21 protein-coding genes and 1 tRNA gene are annotated in these 19596 nt (G+C 66.9%); 17 read left to right on the forward strand and 5 right to left on the reverse strand.

The features are described from left to right. Position 1 precedes the first annotated feature (1 nt). Both ACH4LD_RS27650 and ACH4LD_RS27655 read right to left on the reverse strand, forming a co-directional pair. Positions 2 to 472, reverse strand: coding sequence for a GNAT family N-acetyltransferase (locus ACH4LD_RS27650; protein WP_398056071.1), 471 nt, complete (start codon positions 470 to 472; stop codon positions 2 to 4). Between the two features lie 57 nt (positions 473 to 529). Further along, positions 530 to 739, reverse strand: a complete 210-nt coding sequence (locus ACH4LD_RS27655; RefSeq protein WP_398056070.1) for a hypothetical protein — start codon at positions 737 to 739, stop codon at positions 530 to 532. Between the two features lie 496 nt (positions 740 to 1235). Between ACH4LD_RS27655 and ACH4LD_RS27660 the strand changes: the two genes are divergently transcribed. Further along, entirely contained in the window at positions 1236 to 1511 is a 276-nt protein-coding gene (locus tag ACH4LD_RS27660) for a hypothetical protein (protein WP_132788631.1), read from the forward strand. A gap of 888 nt (positions 1512 to 2399) precedes the next feature. Then, positions 2400 to 3875: a sialidase family protein gene (locus ACH4LD_RS27665; RefSeq protein WP_398056069.1), complete on the forward strand. Its 1476-nt coding sequence runs from the start codon at positions 2400 to 2402 to the stop codon at positions 3873 to 3875. A 1581-nt stretch (positions 3876 to 5456) separates the two neighbouring features. Here ACH4LD_RS27665 and ACH4LD_RS27670 read toward each other — a convergent pair. After that, positions 5457 to 5554: transfer RNA gene (locus ACH4LD_RS27670), tRNA-OTHER, on the reverse strand. Positions 5555 to 5777: 223 nt separating this feature from the next. On the opposite strand from ACH4LD_RS27670, the gene ACH4LD_RS27675 reads away from it, so the two are divergent. Then, positions 5778 to 6803, forward strand: a complete 1026-nt coding sequence (locus tag ACH4LD_RS27675) for a Bpu10I family restriction endonuclease (RefSeq protein WP_398056068.1) — start codon at positions 5778 to 5780, stop codon at positions 6801 to 6803. Between the two features lie 11 nt (positions 6804 to 6814). Then, complete coding sequence (locus ACH4LD_RS27680) at positions 6815 to 8059, forward strand: DNA methyltransferase (protein WP_398056067.1); 1245 nt, start codon at positions 6815 to 6817, stop codon at positions 8057 to 8059. 337 nt (positions 8060 to 8396) lie between these two features. Here the strand turns inward: ACH4LD_RS27680 and ACH4LD_RS27685 are convergent, their stop codons facing one another. Both ACH4LD_RS27685 and ACH4LD_RS27690 read right to left on the reverse strand, forming a co-directional pair. Further along, positions 8397 to 9230: a GntR family transcriptional regulator gene (locus ACH4LD_RS27685; protein WP_398056066.1), complete on the reverse strand. Its 834-nt coding sequence runs from the start codon at positions 9228 to 9230 to the stop codon at positions 8397 to 8399. A 464-nt stretch (positions 9231 to 9694) separates the two neighbouring features. Then, positions 9695 to 10735: a DUF1152 domain-containing protein gene (locus tag ACH4LD_RS27690; protein WP_398056184.1), complete on the reverse strand. Its 1041-nt coding sequence runs from the start codon at positions 10733 to 10735 to the stop codon at positions 9695 to 9697. Positions 10736 to 10870: 135 nt separating this feature from the next. On the opposite strand from ACH4LD_RS27690, the gene ACH4LD_RS27695 reads away from it, so the two are divergent. The 13 genes from ACH4LD_RS27695 to ACH4LD_RS27755 all read left to right on the forward strand — a co-directional run bounded on the left by ACH4LD_RS27695 (position 10871) and on the right by ACH4LD_RS27755 (position 19552). Then, positions 10871 to 11611, forward strand: a complete 741-nt coding sequence (locus tag ACH4LD_RS27695) for a GntR family transcriptional regulator (protein ID WP_358688556.1) — start codon at positions 10871 to 10873, stop codon at positions 11609 to 11611. Between the two features lie 277 nt (positions 11612 to 11888). Beyond that, on the forward strand, positions 11889 to 12323 hold the full coding sequence (locus tag ACH4LD_RS27700) for an ATP-binding protein (RefSeq protein WP_398056065.1): 435 nt from the start codon (positions 11889 to 11891) through the stop codon (positions 12321 to 12323). An 86-nt stretch (positions 12324 to 12409) separates the two neighbouring features. Beyond that, on the forward strand, positions 12410 to 13138 hold the full coding sequence (locus ACH4LD_RS27705) for a GntR family transcriptional regulator (RefSeq protein WP_398056064.1): 729 nt from the start codon (positions 12410 to 12412) through the stop codon (positions 13136 to 13138). 122 nt (positions 13139 to 13260) lie between these two features. Then, positions 13261 to 13611 (forward strand): hypothetical protein, encoded by a 351-nt coding sequence (locus ACH4LD_RS27710; RefSeq protein WP_398056063.1) that lies wholly within the window; start codon positions 13261 to 13263, stop codon positions 13609 to 13611. Positions 13612 to 13616: 5 nt separating this feature from the next. Further along, positions 13617 to 14990: an FtsK/SpoIIIE domain-containing protein gene (locus ACH4LD_RS27715; RefSeq protein ID WP_398056061.1), complete on the forward strand. Its 1374-nt coding sequence runs from the start codon at positions 13617 to 13619 to the stop codon at positions 14988 to 14990. A gap of 76 nt (positions 14991 to 15066) precedes the next feature. Next, entirely contained in the window at positions 15067 to 15684 is a 618-nt protein-coding gene (locus tag ACH4LD_RS27720) for a DUF2637 domain-containing protein (protein WP_398056059.1), read from the forward strand. Positions 15685 to 15704: 20 nt separating this feature from the next. Further along, positions 15705 to 15893: a hypothetical protein gene (locus ACH4LD_RS27725; protein ID WP_398056058.1), complete on the forward strand. Its 189-nt coding sequence runs from the start codon at positions 15705 to 15707 to the stop codon at positions 15891 to 15893. Continuing rightward, positions 15893 to 16084, forward strand: a complete 192-nt coding sequence (locus ACH4LD_RS27730; protein ID WP_398056057.1) for a mobile element transfer protein — start codon at positions 15893 to 15895, stop codon at positions 16082 to 16084. Before ACH4LD_RS27725 ends, ACH4LD_RS27730 begins: the two co-directional genes overlap by 1 nt. 10 nt (positions 16085 to 16094) lie before the next feature. After that, complete coding sequence (locus tag ACH4LD_RS27735) at positions 16095 to 16289, forward strand: hypothetical protein (protein ID WP_053708303.1); 195 nt, start codon at positions 16095 to 16097, stop codon at positions 16287 to 16289. Positions 16290 to 16303: 14 nt separating this feature from the next. Then, on the forward strand, positions 16304 to 16561 hold the full coding sequence (locus ACH4LD_RS27740; protein WP_398056055.1) for a SpdD protein: 258 nt from the start codon (positions 16304 to 16306) through the stop codon (positions 16559 to 16561). A 131-nt stretch (positions 16562 to 16692) separates the two neighbouring features. Next, positions 16693 to 18012 carry a replication initiator gene (locus ACH4LD_RS27745; RefSeq protein WP_398056053.1) on the forward strand — a complete coding sequence of 440 codons (1320 nt, stop codon included), beginning with the start codon at positions 16693 to 16695 and terminating at the stop codon, positions 18010 to 18012. Next, positions 17988 to 18182, forward strand: coding sequence for a helix-turn-helix transcriptional regulator (locus tag ACH4LD_RS27750; RefSeq protein ID WP_398056052.1), 195 nt, complete (start codon positions 17988 to 17990; stop codon positions 18180 to 18182). Before ACH4LD_RS27745 ends, ACH4LD_RS27750 begins: the two co-directional genes overlap by 25 nt. Continuing rightward, on the forward strand, positions 18179 to 19552 hold the full coding sequence (locus ACH4LD_RS27755; protein ID WP_398056051.1) for a tyrosine-type recombinase/integrase: 1374 nt from the start codon (positions 18179 to 18181) through the stop codon (positions 19550 to 19552). The genes ACH4LD_RS27750 and ACH4LD_RS27755 overlap by 4 nt, the downstream gene beginning before the upstream one ends. Positions 19553 to 19596: the final 44 nt, after the last annotated feature.

The raw sequence follows: 19596 nt of genomic DNA on the forward strand, positions 1-19596 counted from the left end.
CTCAACGGGTGGGGAAGACGAGCCGCAGAACGATCTCGCCGTCATCGATCTCCCCGGTGGGCTCGAAGCCGAACTTCTCATAGAACGGCCACGGTTCGCCCTCGCCGGGGTCGTAGCTGGTCAGCAACTCGGTGGCGCCGTCCGCACGCACCAGGGCGGCGATCTGCGTGAGGGTCTCCCGGCCGATCCCTCGCCTCTGGTGCCGCTTGTCGACGAGGAGACGCCAGATGAAGTGCCGCCCTTTGTAGGGACCAGCCGGCGGCTTCCACGACAGCATCACGAACCCGACCGGCTCGTCACCGACGTACACCGCGCGGTACCAGGGATTCGCCTCCGGATTCTGTGCCGCCTGCTTGAGCGACTTGGACACGGAGGCGACGAACTGTTTCTGGTCACGTCGGACGCGGAGGGCACGAACGGCATCCCGGTTGTCGTCGGTGACCTCCCGCAGATGCACGCCAGGAGGCCTCATGCCACACCCCTTCTTCCTGCCATGCTCAGTGGATCTGCCGGACCACAGGCCCCTGGCTCAGGTGATGCGTTCCGAGTGCCCGTCGGGGAACGTGCAGCTGGGGCCGCGGTAGGGACCGCCCTCACTGACCGTACCGCCCTGTGCCGTGCACTCTTCGGACGAGATGGACGGATACGTCGCTGCCTGAGCGGTGACGGCGCCGACGGCACTCATGCCGACGAGGGTCGCGGTGGCGAGGGCGAGCCCAAGCAGTCGTCGTGTGCGCATGGCCTTCTCCTCTCGCGTGTCCCTGGTCCGGCCTGCGGGATGGACCGGGATGTGCCAGGGACGGCCTCTTACTCAGAATGGGTGACGGTGAGCAGACACGCGAGTCGTGGCAGGCGGGCGCCGTGACGTGCCACCGCAGTGGCGGTCCAGCAGCTCGTGGGAAAGCGCTTCGGGCCGGCTACCGGGCTTGGCGCAAACGCAGTTACTCAGCGCGGCCGCCCCGGGTGCCCAGGACGGGCGGGGGAGAGGATGCGACGCTGGAGTGAGGGGCTCGCGAGTGGAGGTCCGAGTCTCATCCGGTCCGGGACCCTCTCCTCCGACCAGGCGGCCATGACCCGGTGCGGCTCGATGGGTGCGACGCAGAAAGGCGCGGTCAGTCCGTGAGCCCGCCGGCCGGGGACACCACTCACCGAGCCTCGCCAGGCGGCCTCTACCGCGTGGATCCGCCCCACCGGGACCAGGACCGCGCGGCCAACCCAGAAGGCAGGTGCGTCCCATGCGCACGTCGACCCGTATCGCCGGTGCCCTCACCGGCCTGACCCTCACCCTCGGCGGCGCGGTCCTCGCCGCTCCCGCGGCCCGGGCGGACATCCCCGCCTGCACAAAGATGGCCGAACTGGCCGGTGCCACCGCTTCCGACTCCGTCACTGCGGCCTGCGGCCGTGGCGTGGTCGGAGACCTCCAGGGTTGTGTGACCGGGCTGACCGGAGCCGGAGTGGCGGGCGGCGCCGCGACCGCTGCCTGCCGGGCGGCGGCCCACGAACCGCGTTAGAACCAGGCGCGGCAGCCGAAGAAGACGACGCGGGGCAGCAGTCCGCCGGCACCAGTTGAACGCAGGTACAGCCGGTCTCCTCCTCAACCCCCGGCCTGCCCGGCCACAACGCGGCCTCGCGGACCTCATGAGGAAGTCACGCGCGTTCGTAGAACCCTGGGCCTCGCCCTGGCCGCCTCGTCTCCGAACATCTCCGGAGACGACTGCACGACCGCCGGCGGACAGATCGTTTCACGCGGGCGAGGCCCAGGATTCTGCGCACACGCAGGCGCTCACTTGACCGATCGGCGCACGGCCGGCCAACCAGTCACGCCGATGCACCCGGCGAGGTGGGGCAGGGGCCGTTCGCATTTCCCGTCCGCATGTGTTTCCCAGCTGTACTGACCACGAGCGTGGTTGACACTCGACAGGTCTTGCACAGGCACAGAAGGACGAAGAGTCCCGCCCGCCTCGATCGAGCCCGTACGGGCCCACGCTGCTGCTGAGGTCCTCCTTCCGTGCGGGCGATGATCGCGCCACTGCCCGCCCCCACCCCCCGCGCTCCACCAACCGTATGAGCCAGGCCGATCCCACCGGCATCGTCAACCACCACGCGGCCAACGGCCCTCTCGGGGGGACCCACGACACGGCGCCGTAACGGCCCGACCAAGGAGCCGACCGGCACGGTGCATCCGCCGGTCGGCTCCGCCATGCTCCTCAACGAACCCGGGATGACTCCGTCGTTCGGCCCATCAAGGGCACCGGCTGCAACGCCGAAAAGGACCAAGCGGAGTCACCGACCCTCGCAGTTCCGGTACGCCTCCGCGCCCAGGCCGCCCGGATGACGGCGGCCCCGTACCCCGGCCGACAAGCCCGGAGCCCGGCCGACAGGCCCGGAGGAGATCCCGCATGCGCGCCTTCCTGCCCCTGACCGCCGTCACCACCGCCGCGCTCCTGCTCGTCCCGGTCACCGGCACGGCTCCCGCCGCAGCACACAACCGCAACCCCGACGGCACACCACTGGTCAAGGTGTCCCACGGCGACCCGTACGCGAAGTGCACCATCGGAGCGAGGTCCCCCGACAGCATCGTCTACCCGGCCACCGAGGTCGAGCCGTACCTGTCCGTCGATCCGCGTGACCCCAAACGCGTGGTCACCGTGTTCCAGCAGGACCGCTGGAACGACGGCGGCGCCCGTGGCCTGGCGGCCGGCTGGACCACGGACGGCCGCACCTTCCACCGGAGCACACTGCCGTTCAGCCTGTGCGCCCCCGGCGGCGCGGACTACGAACGGGCCTCCGACCCCTGGGTGAGCACCGGACCCGACGGCACGGTCTACGCCGGCGGGGAGGGTGTCGACTTCACGAAGAGCACGCGCAGCGCCGTCCTGGCAGTCACGTCCCGCGACGGCGGCCGCACTTGGCGGAACCTCACCACCACGCACGTCGACGAGCAGCCGTTCTTCAACGACAAGCCCTCACTCACCGCCGACCCCATCCGCAAGGGCACCGCCTACCAGGTCTGGAACCGCCTCGACAACGACCCACCCGGCCCCAGCTCCCTCGACGGCCCGGGCTACATCTCCGTCACCCGCGACGGCGGCCGTACCTGGAGCAAGGCCCGACGGTTCGTCAAGACCAGCACCGTGCCCAACACCCAGACCATCGGCCACCTGATCGTCGCAGACCGGCGCACCGGCACCCTGTACGACTTCTTCGACCGGATCACCTACTCCGACGACCTGAGCACCGTCGTCAAAGCCCGCTACCAGGTGGTCACCTCGACCGACGCCGGCAGGACCTGGAGCGCCCCGGTCACCGTGGCCCGGGACACCTCCGTACCGGAGGTCGACCCGAACGACCCCACCAAACTGCTGCGCGCCGCGGCCACCCTGCCGAGCCCGGCCGTCGACCCCAGGACAGGCACGCTGTACATGGCCTACGAGGGCTCGGACTTCTCCGGCGGAAAGTTCGACTCCGTCCAGCTCGTACGCTCCACCGACGGCGGACGCACCTGGGGGACCCCGGTACTGATCAGCCCCAAGGACGTCCCGGCCTTCTCACCGTCGATCGCGGTCACCGAGCAGGGCACGGTCGCGCTCACCTACTACGACCTGCGCTACCTGACGCCCGGCAACACCACCACCCTGCCCACCGCCTACCAACTGGCCACGCTCCGGCACGGAAACCCGAAGCTCCGCACCGAACGACGGATCTCGCGGATCTTCGACTGGCTGCAGGCGCCGTACGCCGGGGGCTACTTCCTCGGCGACTACCAAGGCCTGGTGGCAGACGGCAAGGGAGTACGTGCGGTACTCACCAAAACCCACTCCGGCACACCACAGAACCGCACGGACGTCTACACCAGCAGTCTCCCCACCCACTGACCGACGCGTACGCCGCCGACCGCCCCGACCGCCGACGGCTGCGACTGCACGCTTCCGGAGTCGGGCTGGGTCGGTATCGAGCCGGCCGAGCCCCGCCCCACGGGGGACAAGGCCATGGACGGACTCCGGTGAGGCACACGACCGACGCGGCTGAAGCAGCGGGCCCACGGTGAGGCGAGGGTCGTACCGATTCCGCCTCCGCCGGTGCGGTTGCTCCGGGAGCACCTCGGCTCTTGGTCCGTCTGCGCCCCGGCGATGCTAGCGGGCGTAGGCGTACAGCAGGACGACCACCACCACGACGCCCAGCCAGACCGGCATCCCGGTCCTGGTGAATCGGCCGCGGCCGTCCCTGGGCTGCGGCCTTCGACGCTTCGCCATACCTCCCCCTACGGTCGTGACGCTGCTCCATGGCTCAGAGTGCGGTTGGCCGGAGCAGGTAGGTGGAGCGCGAATCGGACACATGCGAGGGAGCGTCACAGCACACGGTGCGTTGAGCGGGTTGCAAACAGTTCAGACAGGCGCTCGGCTGGGTCTTCCCAGCCGAGCGATTCGCGTGGGTGGGGACGTCCAGGCGCAGTCCGATGTGCCGCTCCTCCCGAACTGTGCGAGGGGGCCACGGACCTCGGAGCCTCATCCGGGCCGCATCACCGCGAGCCCGGGGCACAGTTCCATCGGCCCGCGCAGTCGATGGGCACGGCTCCCTGACGACACCGCGGCCCCGCTTCGTCCGGTTGAGCGTACTGCATGGCCGAACCAAGGTGATATTCAGTTCAAGTCGGCGATAAGCGATCCGAATATAACGGCAGCCACCAACGGCCGATTGTGCGGAAACGGAGGTCTGCCACATGGGGCAACCGCGCAAGAACGAGGAGCGGTTCTATCTCTACCCGATGCAGCGCGTCGTTGCTGTGTTCCACGACCTGGAACAGGCAGATGCCGCCTGCCGGGACCTGGAGGCCGCAGGGTTTGACCTGGCGTGGGTGCACCTCCTGTGCGGGCCGGAGGGAGCACGTCTCCTGGACGCCAGTGGCTCTCGGCACAGCCTCCCGGCGCGCTTTACTCGCTTCTTGCATCGGGGCGCGTACGAGGGAAAGGCGTTGGAACTCCATAGTGGCGCTTTGCGGCGGGGTGGGTGTGTTCTTTACGTTCCGTCGCGCAATCAGGAAAAGGTTCGCCGAGCGGTCGAGGTTATCCGCAGGAATGGAGGGCTGTGGGCTGTACATCCTCCACTTTCGCCGGTGGGCTGTCGAGGAATTCCCGAGTTACGCGCTCTGAGTGCGGCGGAGCCGATGGCGGCGAGGCCGGCCGGAGTGTCCTCGAAGGCTGTCGACCACCGTCGCATCGCTCGTCGCTCGGAGTGCGCAGGTAGTGGCCCGTCAGGTCGATGCGCCGGACCGTTCTGGTGGGGTACCCGGTGTTGGCGCGGGCCCTCACCTGTGGTGATGCTTCAAGATCCTATCCACGCCTCATCCACAGACCTCGACATACGCCCGCTCCGGGCCGCATACGCCTGCACATACGCGAAGACCCCGGCCTCAGCGTTTCCGCTGGTGACGGGGTCTTTGGGCACCTCATAACGGGTGCCCCCGGCAGGATTCGAACCTGCGCACACGGCTCCGGAGGGCGTGTATCGAACGTCCAAAACCGGAGGTGAGGGGCACACGGCTGGCTACGGGGACCAGTCCAGTCCACAGACTGTCCACTACACGGAACGTGATCACGGGCATCAACGCCGTCAAGACGTCGCCCAGTGTGCAAGCTGAAGCCTGGTCTGGTGCAGGGCAGCGAGGCGCCAGCACGCCTAGAGCAAGCCGACTGGGTGACGCCGAGCTGCCGAGCTGGCGGCTAGGCAACTGTAGGGAAGGACCGCAGACTTCGCGCAGCTGCCGCTAGGCTCCCTGCATGAGCAGTGATGAGACCCTTTTCGCGTCCATTGAACCATCTGGGGCGGTGCCATCGAAGCCCGCAGTGACGGAGCCGCTGGCTGCCGCTAGCGCCGAGGCACCTGCGAGAGAACGCCCAACGCCTCACAAATCAAAGCTCGTTGAACTACTGAAGAACTCGAAGCTTCCCGAGGAAGACAGGTTTTCAGTCGAAGAATCAATAGAGCGATATGAGTCATGGGTCGATGACATGACGAAGATTGACGCAACGGGCAATGAGCTTGTGCGTCAACTGGTTGATTTGACTAATGACTACAAGAAGTGTGTGGAACTCGATCTAATCTGGGATAGCGAGAAGGACTTCCTATTTAGGCAGCGTGGGCAACTGAAGATTGATAACTCCATAATTGAGGAGTTCTTGCCGTGGCTGATTGATCCGCGTGTGATTCCCGCCCTGGCCGAGCAGGATTTGTACGCTGGGCCGGCCGGAGCTTTTGCTGCCGCCTACTTTTCAAGCTCCCTTACGGCGCCAACCAGTGGCATTTCCATGCAGGTCAGGAGGAAGGATCAGGATTTCACACTGAGCAGGCGCGCTTACTTGAAGGCTTCATTCAAGCCGGACTTTCCTGCTGGAGCTTCATCCAGTATGGATCTGTGGCTGGCTTATGTGGCTGCCGAATGCAAAACTAACCTGGATAAAACAATGTTCCAGGAGGCAAGTGCCACGTCCCATGACCTCAAGGTTGCTGTTCCGGCAGCCCGTTACTACTTGATCTGCGAATACCTCGATATGACGCCCATCAGTACTGCTGGTACAGACATTGACGAGGTGTTGATTCTGCGCGGGAAGAGGTTGGGCTCCCATAAGAGGAAAGAGTACTCGGCTGCAGCAAAAAGGAAGAAGCTAAGGTCGGAATATCTCGATTTCATCGAGGGCAATCCGATCAGGTATGATGTCGTCCAACGATTCGTCGATCATCTGAGGTCGCTGTTCGAGGCTAAAGACCCGAACGAGGAAGACGTTGTCGCCAAGGGATATTTCTAGGAAGCAGGGGTATGGACGTCGAGGAGATTTTCAGTTCGATCCGAAAGCGCGAATTTGACCGCAGCTTCATCGGACAGGCCGATCTGGACGTGCTCTTGCGGGAACGGCGTAGTGCGCTCCCGTGGCGCGGCCAATTCACTCCGGGCCTAGTGAGCAAGCTTCTCGACGTCTACTATCCTGGCTCCGGGATTGTCGTTGATCCCTTCCTGGGTAGTGGTACAACTGTCCTGGAATGCATTCGGAGAGGTATTCCGTCGGCTGGTGTCGAAATCAATCCTGCGGCGTTGGAGCTATCTGGGATCCTAGAGCTTGCCTCGCTGCCTCGTGAGCAGCGGCTACAGATCGTCGATGAAGCCACCTCCTATATGGAGCGGGTCTCGACTGCGGGGCAAGACACGCTTTTCGGCGACTCGGAAGAAATCGAAGATGTCATCGCATACCTGCTAGATGGGCATCGCGGCGCTGTCAATCAGAATCTAGAGCGCGTCTTCGCTACTACCTTGCTACTGAGTATGGGAGACAAGAAGGAGACGGATGGAAAGAAAGTGCAGAAGTCTTGGAATCAGGTACGTGACCTGATCGCTGACTTCCCATCCGACCCTGTTTCTTCCCGGGTGATTGCTGGTGACGCTCGTAATGTGCCCCTTGATGATAGGTGCGCAGGCCTAGTGGTCACATCTCCGCCCTACATCAATGTATTCAACTACCACCAAAACTACCGTCCTGCGGTGGAGAAGATCGGCTGGAACGTCCTTCCTGCTGCTAGAACGGAAATCGGATCCAACCGCAAGAATCGCCAGAACCGATTTTTGACAGTGATCCAGTACTGCGTCGACATGATGCAAGCGCTCTGCGAGATGGAACGGCTGGTTTCCGAGGCGGGGAATGTTGTCCTGGTCGTGGGTCGGGAATCCAAGGTTCGTGGGGTTGCTTTCTCGAACTCTGAAATCGTGGCTTCTCTGGCCGAGGGGATTCCTAACCTGCGTTTTGTGCGCTGGCAAGAAAGGAAATTCACTAACAGATTCGGCGCTGTAATCTACGAGGACGTTCTATCGTTCCAAGTCGATAAAAATTCCAGTTCTGCGCGCGGAGTGAAGCTCGATGAATTCGCGCGCGAGGTGGCCCGCTACGTACTGGTGGAAGCGCTTGAACAATCTACGGATGATGACGTACGGCAGAATTTGCAAAGCGCCGTTGAGGGTGTAGCGGAAGTGGAAGCCTCGCCAGCATTGAACCTCATGAAGGTTCGAGGTTAGCGGAGAGGGTTTGGCCGTGGTCTGCCCGGTCTGGGATCGGGCATGTTCAGGGGCCAGCCGGCCGCGGTCGCATCGCTGCTCGGCCTCACGGCCTCCGACACTCGGGCGTTCGACGTGCCCGACTGAGGTCGCCGAGCGGGCTGGCAGCAGCGTAACGCTCAGTGGGTCGATGAGTGGCAGGAGATCGCCTCCCACAGATGGCCCGCGCGGAGACGAGTGATCGCCCTTACAAGCCGCTAGCGCCAGCTCCACTTGGGCCGGGAGCTTCGTTGTGTCCAGCCGCATATCAGCGGCCGATGGTCGCTACGTTTTGTCTCATCGATGGGTGCTTTTCTCGTCATGCAGCGCCCGGGAAGTGTTCACGTATCAGTAGCTGCACGGTATGCGCCTCCCCTTTGATCAGCGCGTCCAGCAGCGACCTGTGCTGCACCGCGTCGGCCATCAAGCCGGCCCGTGCGGTGTGCCCGGAGCCACCGATCAGTGTCCACTGGACGCGACGGTGCAGGCCCTCGGCGACCTGGACGAGCTGTTCGTTGCCGCACAGGGAAAGCACTCCTCGGTGGAAGGCACGGTCGGCCTCGGCGTACGTCGGCCGGCAGCCCGAAAATGCGGCGCGCACGGTGGCATCGGCCAGTGGCCGCAGCTGCGCCCAGCGCTCGGAGGACACCGTACGTGCCAGCCGCAGGATCACCGGCACCTCGATCAAAGCCCGCACCTCGGCCAACTCAGCCAGCTCGCGGGCGTCGCGCTCGACCACCCGGAAACCACGATTGGGCACGACCTCGACGGCGCCCTCCAGCGTCAGCTGCTGCATCGCCTCCCGCACCGGAGTCGCTGATACCTCGAACCGCTCGCCGAGCGCGGGCGCTGAGTAGACCTCGCCGGGGCGCAGATCCCCGGTCATCAGCGCGTTGCGCAGGGCGTCGAGGACCTGGCCGCGTACGGAGGAGCGCTGCACAGCGGGACGGAGCCCCGGTAGGGGGCCCTCGTCGCGCGTGTGCGCACCGCGGGCCTTGCAAACCTCCAGAGTGGCTGCCTCCTGGCCTGCGTCTGCGGACCGTGGCTGCGGTGGTACCCATGCCGCACTGTCTCCGGGCCCCGGCCACGGAGCCGGGGTTTCGGTGGTTCCGCCTCCGGTGGTGCCCACGGGGTCCTGCGCGCCCTGCTTCACATTCCTCCTCATCAGGGTTTCCACGGTTACTTGGGGCCATTACGAGGGATTATTACTCGTCCATCAGATTGTCATCCTTCGTCGTCGGCTAAGGATACGAGGCCAGTGCGACGAAGATCGGAGGTCGGTGGAGCGGCTTTGGGGTGGCGCTGCTTTGGCGCGAGTGATCATGGCCCCGTAAGCTTGCGGCGCGTCGGGCGGTCTGTGGACCTGCCCGGTAAAGCACGACGTTGGGGCCATGATCTTCGAGGCTCGCGCCAAAGTGGCTCCGTAAAGCCGTGGAGCCGACCGCCCCAGCCATGGCGTGCCTCGTCTCTGGCGTTAGGTGGCTCATTGCTGTGAGCGCGGCTCGGGCGCCGGCCGGGCTGGAGCGGGGCGTAGACAGGAGCGCAGGCCCGGCCGGGGGCCGGGCCGCGCGCGGTGAGCGGAGCGAGCCGCCTTGAACCAGTAGAGAAAGTTGTTACTCAGGCAGTCCTAGTGATGCGCCACAAGGGCGCGTCGTACTGCTCCGGGCGGCTGTCGATGAGCAGCTGGCGCAGGGTGCTGCGCTGCGAGCCGTTGAGATTCAAAGCCTCGGTGATGCGGCGGAACGTCGTGTGCGTGACTCCGCGGCTGCGTGCGTCCGCCTCGAACTGGTCCAGCTGCGGCAACACGGCTTCGGCGTCCAGCTTCACCGGTGACTGGTCCTTCAGCCACGCGGCCTTGTTGCGCTCGTAGTCGATCTCGGAGAAACCGCAGATCTCACGGCTGTGCGCCTCGACCTCGTCCAAGGCGGCCGTCGTCATGATGGCCCGGGCCAGGCTGTTGCGGCTCACCGCTTCGTCCAGGTCGACCTCGTGGACCCGCGGGCTCTCGTCGGTGAGAGCCACAGGGAGGCCGGCATCGCGGACCTCGCAGGTGCCCCGGACGCCTCGGGCCGTTGCGGCGAGCATCGCGGTTGCCTCGGAGGGGTGCCACTCCAGGACCGTGCTGATCCGCTGCACGTCGTCCGTGGTGAGGGTGTGGACGACAGAACCGAGCATCGGACGTAGGTCGTCCGGGGAGAGTTCGCCGTCCAGGCCGGGACCGGCGACCAGCAGGCGGACCGACGCGTTCACCTGACAGGCGGCAGCCAGGGTGAGGGCATCGGCGAGAGGGCTCTTCAGCGTCGGCTCGTCGCCCCGCGCGAGGATGTCACAGCCTACGTCCAGGAGGTCGATGGACTCCGGCTCGAAGTGACTGACCAGTTCTTCCAGCTGACGCGTTACGCCTTCGGCCCCTCGGTGTGGGTCGAGGAGTGCGAAGGTATGCGGAAGTTCCGCGGCGAGCCTCGGCAATGTGGAACCGGCTGGTGCGATCGGACGGGCATCGGCCGGCACTGCCGAGACGGCCGCGGTGATCGGCTGGAGGCCGGTGAAGTCGCGGGCTCCTCGTGGGCCCGGTACCGGGTCGATGAGCAGGCGGTCCCACGCGTACGTGAGGATCACCGCCTGGTCCGCGTCGCCGTACAGGGCGGCGTGAAGCATTGCGGCGGCGACTGCGTCGCCACCTCCTCCTGCTGCGACGATCAACCGCGTCATGCTGCCCAGCGTACGGGTTCGAATACTGGCCACTCACCCTATAGTGGCTAGAGGCCATAGCCACTTGAGCGAGGAGGGCACATGCCTCAGATCGAGGAGGCTCAGCCGAAGTATCTTCAGATCGCGCACTTCATCCGTGATCAGATTCTTCGGGGAGACTTGCGACCGGGGGACGAGGTCCCCTCGGAACGTCAACTTGCGGCGGATTGGAAGGTATCCAGGCCGACGGCTGCCCGCTCGTTGGAGGCGCTGAGTCATCAGGGCCTGGTCGAGAAGCGGCAGGGATCGGGTACCTACGTCCGGAGCCTGGAAGTCAATCGCCGTGCGCGGGAGTTGTACGGGCGCGCTCGCCAGACGGGGAAGATCTACACCCCTGGTGAGTACGCGGTCATCACGTCGGCCGGCTGGATGGAGGCGCCGGACCACGTCGCCGAGGCGCTGGGGCTGACGAAGGACCGGCGGGCCGTGCATCGGCGGCGTGTCACCAACAACCAAGACGGGCCCATCACCCTGTCCACCTCCTGGTTCGCGCCGGATGTCGGTCAGAAGGCACCCAAGCTCATGGACCCGGAGCGGATTCAAGAAGGCACCCTGATGTACGTCGAGAACATGACGGGACGTCAAGGAAGCTACGCGGAAGACCGCATGTGCGCTCGCTCGGCGACCGATGAGGAGGCGGCTGACCTCCAGCTGGAGGGAGGTTCGGCCGTGCTGGTGGTTCATCACGTGGTCTTCGACCTCCAGGACCGACCGCTGGAGTTCGCCGAGGCGACGTACCCGCCTCACCGTTGGGCCTTCGAACAGGGCTACCCACTCACCTGACGGTTCGTCTGATTGCGTCGAACCGCTTGCACCTCGCAAGTGGCTAATGCCACTATCCAGTAAGTGGCCAAGGCCACTTACGGAAGGGGGCACGGGCGTGACGAGTCAGCGGCCGCAACAGGACGCGCGCTTAGTTTGCCGGGGTTGCCGGGGGCGCGGATGGAAGCGCGTCAGCTCGCGCACCACGCTGGCGCTCTCCACCGTCAACGACCGTGCCCGTGCCACATCGAAGCGACGGTGCCTCGACTGTGACGGCACCGGCAAGGAGTGAGCACGGATGGCCTACTTGCTCGACCGCAACCCGTCTCCGGAGTCGCCCCGGCTCGGGGCGATGACGCTGCACCCGACCCCTGAATCGGTGCCCCGGGCTCGACGCTGGTTCAAGAAGTTCATCGCGCCCTACAGCCCGGCCTGCTCGGTCGACGACTGTGTGCTGATGATCTCGGAACTGGTGACCAACGCCATCCTCTACGGCCGGTCCGATGAGCCGTGGCTCGTCCGGGTGGAGTGGTTCCGTGACGGGGCCTCGCTTCGGGTGGAGGTCCACAACCCGGGCTTTCCTGCGAACGTGCGGCTGCGCCGGCCGGACGCCGAGGAAGCGCACGGGCGCGGCCTGCTGCTGGTCGATTCCATCGCCGACTCGTGGCACTCAGGGCCCAGCGCCTTCGGCGGCACGGTCGTGTCCTTCGTGATGGCCGATGCCTGGCTCTGACCGGAGCGCCCCCTATTACATTGCATGGCAATGCCCCGCTAGTCTGGTTGACCAGTTGACTTGGCCAATCTCGATGGGCGGCGTTCATGGCGTATGAGGTGGAGGCACCGAAGTACGTACGCCTCGCGCAGACCATCCAGCGGCGCATCGAGGACGGTACGTATCCGCCCGGCACCCGCGTTCCCAGCGAAAATCAGCTGGTGCAGTCCTTCGGGATGTCCCGCCCGACCGTCGTGCGGGCGCTGGAGCTGTTGAAGCGGGATGGCTGGCTGGAGTCTCGCCAGGGCTTCGGCACGATCGTGCGTGGGCGGCCGGCCGCCGCGGAGCAGAAGGACCGCAGGGGCCGTGAGACGTTGGAGCGCGACGAGTCGCGGACTCCCGGTCGTCTCGTGGAGGTCGGCGAAGTGCCTGTTCCCGCCCGTGTCGCTTCCGTGCTCGGTCTGCCGAAGCGCGCCAAGGTGCTCATGCGTCGGTTCCTCGTCGAAGAGGAAGGCGAAGCTGTCGAGCTCGTCTCGTCCTACTTTCCCGCGGCCCTGGTCGACGGCACGGAGCTGGCGAGCAGTGAGGCCCTGGGTGGAAGCCTGCGTGATCATCTGGAGTCGCGGAAGAAGGTCCGCTTCGACCATGTGACGGAACGGGTCTCGGCACGGCTGCCAGAAGCGGGTGAAGCCGGCCTTCTCGGCATCCCCGACGGCGTTCCTGTTCTCAGCGTCCTGGTAGTCGCGTGTGATGCCGCGGGGCAGGCGTTGCAGGTCTCTGACGTGCTGCTGCCTGCCGACCGGCAGGAGCTCGAAGACACCTACCGCCTGAGCTGATCCAGGCCCGGAGTCGCGAGGCCACGTTTCCACTTGACAAGTCAACTTGGCATCCCTGGCTTCGAACTTGCTAAGTCAACTTGTCAGGTGACGGTTGACTGACTTCGAAGGAGAAATCTTCTGTGCGTGTGATCCGCATTGACGCTTCGGCCGCCACGATCCTGCTGACCGAAGCCCCGGCCCCCAAGGTGCGCGACCGACAGATCGGTGAGATCGCCAAGGACGCCGTGACCGGTGAGGCGCTGATGACCATCGGCGTCGTTTACATCGACGAGGGCGAGTCGTCGCTGATCCAGGTCACCGTGCCCGAAAGCGGGGTGACGGACGGTCTGACCGTCGGCGCTCCGGTCTCGCTGCCGGGCCTCGTCGCCCGTCCCTGGGAAAGCGTGTTCAACGGCCAGCAGCGGCACGGCATCGCCTACCGGGCCACCGCGGTGACGCCGGGCGCCTTCCCGATGGCTCAGGCGGGCTGATCCGCGTGACGGACCTGATGACGGTTGCCGAGGTGAGTGGGTCGCTCGCTGCGATAGGCGGCGCGGCCTACGCCCGGCACGCCCATCCGGCCGCGTACTGGTCCACAGTCGGCCTCCCGGTCTCGGTGGCCCGGCTGCTGGCCTCGTACTCCTCGACCATGGACGCCTGCGGCCTGACTGTCGAGCCGTCCCGATGGTGGGCGCTGGCCGTCAAAGCGACGACTCGCCGTGAGGTCCGGCCCGTGCCGCCCCGCCGGGGCCTTATCCGGCCCACCTCAACGGGCCTGCGAGTTCGGCTGCGGCTAGCACCGGGGCAGGAGCCGGCGGATGTGGCGGCTTCGGCCGAACGGCTCCGGCACGCCCGGGGCGTGCACGCCGTGTACGTCCGGGAGATCAAGCCCGGTGTCGTCGAACTGCGGCTCGTCGGCTTCGACGTCCTGCGGAAGGTCCGCATGCCCCGTCGGGTCGATGGCGGGCTGCTGCGGGTGCCGGTGGCCCTGCGAGAGGACGCGACCGCGTTCTTACGCGACTACCGCGCCGTACCGCACGAACTCGTCCTCGGCGCCACGCTGTCCGGCAAGTCCATGTACCTGCGGAACCTGCTCACCGAGCTGGCGGCTCAGCCCGTGGTCCTGGTCGGCATCGACTGCAAGCGCGGGGTCGAGCTGTCGCCGTTCGCCGCCCGGCTTTCCGCCCTGGCAACCGATCCGGAGCAGGCGGCCGAGCTGCTGCCCGTGCTCGTGAAGGAAATGGAGGACCGCTACGACCTGATCAAGATCCGACAGGGCATCACGCCCGGCACGCCGGATGAGCTGATCACCTCGGACATCTGGGGCCTGCCCGAGAGCGAGCGCCCCGCTCCCATCGTCCTGTTCATCGACGAGGTGGCCGAACTCTTCCTCGTCGCCACGCGGAAGGAGGAGGAACGGCGGGACGAGATGGTCACCCAGCTCATCCGCCTCGCCCAGCTCGGCCGAGCTGCCGGGATCTACTTGGAGGTGTGCGGGCAGCGCTTCGGTGCTGAACTGGGCAAGGGCGCGACCATGCTCCGCGCACAGCTCACCGGACGTGTCTGCCACCGAGTCAACGACGAAGCGTCCGCCAAGATGGCGTTGGGCGACATCGCCCCTGAGGCAGCCCTCACCGCCTGCGCCATTGCTGCACAAAGCCCCGGCCTGGCCGTGGCCGGTGACACCTCCGGCGGCTGGTCCCGCATCCGCACTCCGTACCTGTCCCTGGCCGATGCTGCGGCCGCTTGTCGGAGAACTGCGCACATCACCCCCGACGTAGCAGCGCTCAAGCCCTTCCGGCCGTACGTCCCGCCTGCGCCCGCAGGGCCCTCGGGGCCAGTCGCCACCGCCAAGCCGGTCACCGAGTAACCGAACCCATCTCACGGCCGGCGCGGCCGTCCCGCGCCACGTCCCTACCCCCGCCATGCCCGAAGAAGGGAGAGAGATGGCCCGCCCTGCCGTGCGTGTGGACGCTGTCTTGGTCCAAGCGGTCATCGCCGGTGCCCTGTCCTTCGCCCACCTCCACGACCTGGCTGCCGCTGCCGGACAGGCCGGTTGGAAGGCGTGGGCCTACCCGATCAGCGTGGACCTGCTCCTGGTCGCTGCCTGGCGGCGGCTCCGTTCCGGCGGAACGAGAGCGGCGGCCTGGTGCTGGTTCGTCGTCGCACTGACCGCGTCGCTCGGTGCCAACGTCGCCACGGCCGGGCTCCTCGACCTGGGCGACGTACCGGCTTGGCTCCGCATCCTCGTCGCCGGGTGGCCGGCCGTCGCCTTCCTCGGCGGAACCCTGCTCGTCCACGGCTCCAATGAACCAGGCGAAGAGCCGCTTCAGGAAGCCACCACGCCCCACACGGCCGCCTCAGTCCCTGCACTGCCCGCCAAGGAAACCGAACCGGCTCCGACCTCGACGGCCCCTGTCCCGCCCGCCCTCGTCGCCCTGGCTCGCAAGGTCGCCGATGAGCACCGCTCGCGGACCGGATCCGCCATCGACACCCCGACCCTTCGCGCCCGGCTAGGCGTCCCGCTGCCACTCGCTGAAGCCATCGCCGCACAGCTCACATGACCACGGAGGAACCACCCTTCATGCGCCCGTCCACGCTCCGCGTGCTGAAACGCGCCGCCGAGCTGACCCGCCAGAACCGCCTCACCGAAGCCGTACTGATCGCCGAGCCGGTGATCCTCACCGCCGATAGCTACGAGGGCGACGAGATCTTGCGCTGGCTCGCCGAGCACGTCACCGACTTCACCAGCGACAACAAGGAGGCCCGCTGATGGCCGCCAAACGCCGCTTCCGCAACGTGATCCGCATCGGCCCCGTTCAGGTCGGCACGTACTACGACGGCCGGGGCCGCGAGAAGCACACCGCCGCCTGTACGGCTCCGCGCTGCGGCTTCTCGACCGACTACGACAGCCGTGCCGCCGCCGAACTGGCCGCCCGTACCCACCGCTGCGCCGTCCGCTGAGGAGACCCCTGTGACCGTCTCGCTCCCGCTCGTCTTCGTCCTGGGCGTCATCGCGTGGGCCGCGATCAAGTTCCTCGGTGTCCGCCTCTGGGTCGCCGTCGTGATCGCCCTGTTCGGTTTCTGGCTCTCCCACACCTTCCTCGCCCCCGCCATCGAGTCCGGCACCCGCTCCGGGGTCGACGTCGTCAACGGCACCCACAAGTGACAAGGAGGTCCCCCATGCTGCGCCCCGAGCTCCCCGACGTCCCGACCCTGCCGACCATGACCGTCACGTCTCAGCAGATCCAGGCTCCGGCTCCCTCCGCCGGCCGTCCGGTCGCCCCGTACGTGGGTATCGGCGCCGGAGCCGTGGCCGCCGTGGTCGTCGTCGGCATCGTGCTCACCGCGCTCCTGGCCGCGGTCGCCATCTCGGCCGTCTCCGTGGCCATCGCCGCCGTGGTTCTGCGCTCCCTCGTCAGCAACGTGCACAAGCGCTGACCGGCCACCGGGGCGACAACAAGCCGCCAAGCATCCCGTCGCCCCGGGGCCGTCCCTCCCGACCGCCGAAACAGCCGAAAGGAAGTCCCATCATCACCCGGCAGACTCCGCCGCCCCTGGCGGAACTCTCCATGCTGGCCTCACTCGGCACCATGCCCGAGCTGGCACGCCAACTCTCCGGCCTGGGCGGCTGCACCAACCCCGTACGCCTCGACGGCCACCGCACCGAGTACCAGGTCGACACCACGACCGGCGAGATCGGCAGCCTCCTGCACCACCTCGACTCCAGCGTCCTGCCCGCCGGCCAGCTCCTCGTCCGCTGCAACAACCGCCGCGCCACCCGCTGCGCCGCCTGCGCCGAGACCTACCGCCGCGACACCTTCCACCTGATCACCGCAGGTCTCCGGGGCGGCAAGGGCACACCGGAACAGGTCGGCACACACCCACGTGTCTTCGCCACCTTCACCGCCCCTGGCTTCGGGCCGGTCCACAATCGCCCCTCCGGCGGAGGTGACTGCCGCTGCGGCATCCGGCACGAGGAAGCGGATCCTGCCCTGGGCTCGCCCCTCGACCCGGACACCTACGACTACGAAGCGGCCGTGCTCTGGAACGCGCACGCCGGAGCCCTCTGGCGGCGCTTCTCGATCTACCTCCGCCGTGAGGTCGCCAAGCGCGTCGGCCTCACGCAACGCGACTTCCGCGATCACGCCCGGATCTCGTTCGCCAAGGTCGCCGAGTACCAGAAGCGCGGCGCCGTCCACTTCCACGCCGTCATCCGCCTCGACGGCCCGGAAGGCGGCGACACGCCTCCACCGGCCTGGGCCACCACCGAGCTGCTGACCGACGCCATCCGCGCCGCTGCCGCTGCCGCACGCGTCGACGGACCGGAGATCGACGGCCGGTCGCACGCGTTCGTCTTCGGCCGCCAGCTCGACGTCCGCCCTATCCGCTCCGCCGACTTCGACGACGGCCAGGAGCTGACCGAACGAGCCGTCGCGGCATACATCGCCAAGTACGCCACCAAGGGAGCCGAAACCGCGACCGGCACCCTCGACTGGCCGATCAAGTTCCTCGCCGAACTGGCCCAAGCCCGGATCACCGAACACGCCCGACGCATGATCCGCACCGCCTGGACCCTCGGCGCACGCCCAGAGCTGGCAGACCTCCGGCTCCGCGCCTGGGCCCACATGCTCGGCTTCCGCGGCCACTTCTCCACCAAGTCCCGCCGCTACTCCACCACCCTCGGAGCCCTCCGCGACGCCCGCGCCGAATGGCGCCGCGCGCAGACGGCTCCGGCCGTCCCGCAGGACGGCGAAACGACGCTAGTCCTCGCCCACTGGATCTTCGCCGGTACCGGCCTCTCCCGCGCCGAAGCCTGGCTGACTGCATCCCTCGAACCCGCCCCTGGAACGGAAGGAGAGCCGACATGGACGCCCGCCGCGACGAGCTGATGACCGTTCGCCAACTCTTGGACGAACTGGGCGGCGTTTCTCGCCGGACGTTCTACCGCTGGCGCGAGCTGGGACAGGGGCCGGCCGCATTCAAGCTCCCCAACGGTGAGCTTCGGGTCTGGCGCAGTGATTTCACCTCGTGGCTACGGCAGCTGGAGGAGGCGGCGTGAAGTCTCTCGACGTCAAGGTCTGGGGTGTACGCAAGCGGGACACCAAGACGCCCTCTTACGGCGTCCGTTGGTCCGTCGCGGGCAACGTCTTCTCTGACTCGTTCCGCACCAAGGCGCTCGCTGATCACTACCGAGCGAAGCTTATGAGTGCCATGCGGGGCGGCGAAGAGTTCGACACGGAAACTGGTCTTCCGGCTTCAATGGAAGAGAAGAAGTCGCCATTGTCCTGGTACGACTTCGCCCTCAGATATCTCGCAATGAAGTGGCCGCACGCTGCACCCAATACGCGAGACGGCATCAACGAATCTCTGACCAGCGTGACCATGGAACTGCTGGCGGAGCGCGCAGGGCGACCGTCCGACGAGGAGATCCGTAAAGCCTTACGCAACTGGGCCTTCGTGTTGCCAGGGCCCGACGACCGGGAAGTCCCGGACGACGTCCGGAACGTTCTGCATTGGGTGGCGAAGGCTTCCCGGCCACTCGCGGACCTCGCTGAACCAGCAACGGCCCGCGCGGTGCTCGACGGGCTGAAGCTCAAGCTCGACGGCACCGCGGCAGCTGCCGAGACCGTGCGGCGGAAGCGGCGGACCCTCGTCAACGCTGCGAACTACGCGGTCGACCTGGGTGAGCTCCGAGAGAATCCGATCACGGCGGTTCGCTGGCAGAAGCCCAAGGTCTCGAACCAGGTCGATCCGCGCGTTGTCGCCAACCCGGAACAGGCCCGCAACCTCCTGGCGGCGGTGTCCTACGTGGGCGGCTACCGGCGTGCTCGCGGCCGGCGTCTCGTCGGGCTGTTCGCGGCGATGTACTTCGGTGGCCTCCGGCCCGCTGAGGCGGTTGGCCTGGCCGAGACTGACCTTGTCCTCCCTGAGCACGGCTGGGGATCGGCGCTGCTCCACCGGACCCGCCCTTCGGTCGGCAAGCAGTGGACGGACTCGGGGGAGACCCACGACGACCGCGGGCTCAAGAATCGACCGACTGAGGACGTTCGGCGTGTGCCCATCCCGCCCCAGCTCGTCGCCGTGTTGCGCGAGCACCTGGCCACGTTCGGCACGGCGGAGGACGGGCGGCTCTTCTTCAGTGAGAAGGGTTCGGTCGTCCCGTCCTCGACCTACTACCGCGTGTGGCAAGAGGCTCGGCTCCTGGCGCTTCCGCCGGCTGTCGCTGCCTCGCCGCTCGCGAGTAGGCCGTACGATCTTCGGCACTCGGCGCTGTCGACGTGGCTCAATGCGGGGGTGGATCCCACCGAGGTTGCCGAGCGCGCCGGCAATAGCGTTGAGGTCCTGCTGACCCGGTACGCGAAGTGCCTCGACGGACGGCAGGACGTCGCCAACCGGCGCATCGAGGACCTGCTCCGCGAGTACGAGTGAGACAACCTGCACCCCCGCTGAGGCCTCAGGCATGCTGCCTGGGG

It is taken from the genome of Streptomyces sp. NPDC017676 (assembly GCF_044329325.1).
GTDB lineage: Bacteria > Actinomycetota > Actinomycetes > Streptomycetales > Streptomycetaceae > Streptomyces.

Coding starts and splice junctions, on each gene's coding strand:
- ACH4LD_RS27650 (WP_398056071.1), bottom strand. CDS start 472: ATGAGGCCTCCTGGCGTGCATCTGCGGGAGGTCACCGACGACAACCGG.
- ACH4LD_RS27655 (WP_398056070.1), bottom strand. CDS start 739: ATGCGCACACGACGACTGCTTGGGCTCGCCCTCGCCACCGCGACCCTC.
- ACH4LD_RS27660 (WP_132788631.1), top strand. CDS start 1,236: ATGCGCACGTCGACCCGTATCGCCGGTGCCCTCACCGGCCTGACCCTC.
- ACH4LD_RS27665 (WP_398056069.1), top strand. CDS start 2,400: ATGCGCGCCTTCCTGCCCCTGACCGCCGTCACCACCGCCGCGCTCCTG.
- ACH4LD_RS27675 (WP_398056068.1), top strand. CDS start 5,778: ATGAGCAGTGATGAGACCCTTTTCGCGTCCATTGAACCATCTGGGGCG.
- ACH4LD_RS27680 (WP_398056067.1), top strand. CDS start 6,815: ATGGACGTCGAGGAGATTTTCAGTTCGATCCGAAAGCGCGAATTTGAC.
- ACH4LD_RS27690 (WP_398056184.1), bottom strand. CDS start 10,735: ATGCTTCACGCCGCCCTGTACGGCGACGCGGACCAGGCGGTGATCCTC.
- ACH4LD_RS27695 (WP_358688556.1), top strand. CDS start 10,871: ATGCCTCAGATCGAGGAGGCTCAGCCGAAGTATCTTCAGATCGCGCAC.
- ACH4LD_RS27700 (WP_398056065.1), top strand. CDS start 11,889: ATGGCCTACTTGCTCGACCGCAACCCGTCTCCGGAGTCGCCCCGGCTC.
- ACH4LD_RS27705 (WP_398056064.1), top strand. CDS start 12,410: ATGGCGTATGAGGTGGAGGCACCGAAGTACGTACGCCTCGCGCAGACC.
- ACH4LD_RS27720 (WP_398056059.1), top strand. CDS start 15,067: ATGGCCCGCCCTGCCGTGCGTGTGGACGCTGTCTTGGTCCAAGCGGTC.
- ACH4LD_RS27725 (WP_398056058.1), top strand. CDS start 15,705: ATGCGCCCGTCCACGCTCCGCGTGCTGAAACGCGCCGCCGAGCTGACC.
- ACH4LD_RS27730 (WP_398056057.1), top strand. CDS start 15,893: ATGGCCGCCAAACGCCGCTTCCGCAACGTGATCCGCATCGGCCCCGTT.
- ACH4LD_RS27740 (WP_398056055.1), top strand. CDS start 16,304: ATGCTGCGCCCCGAGCTCCCCGACGTCCCGACCCTGCCGACCATGACC.
- ACH4LD_RS27745 (WP_398056053.1), top strand. CDS start 16,693: ATGCTGGCCTCACTCGGCACCATGCCCGAGCTGGCACGCCAACTCTCC.
- ACH4LD_RS27750 (WP_398056052.1), top strand. CDS start 17,988: ATGGACGCCCGCCGCGACGAGCTGATGACCGTTCGCCAACTCTTGGAC.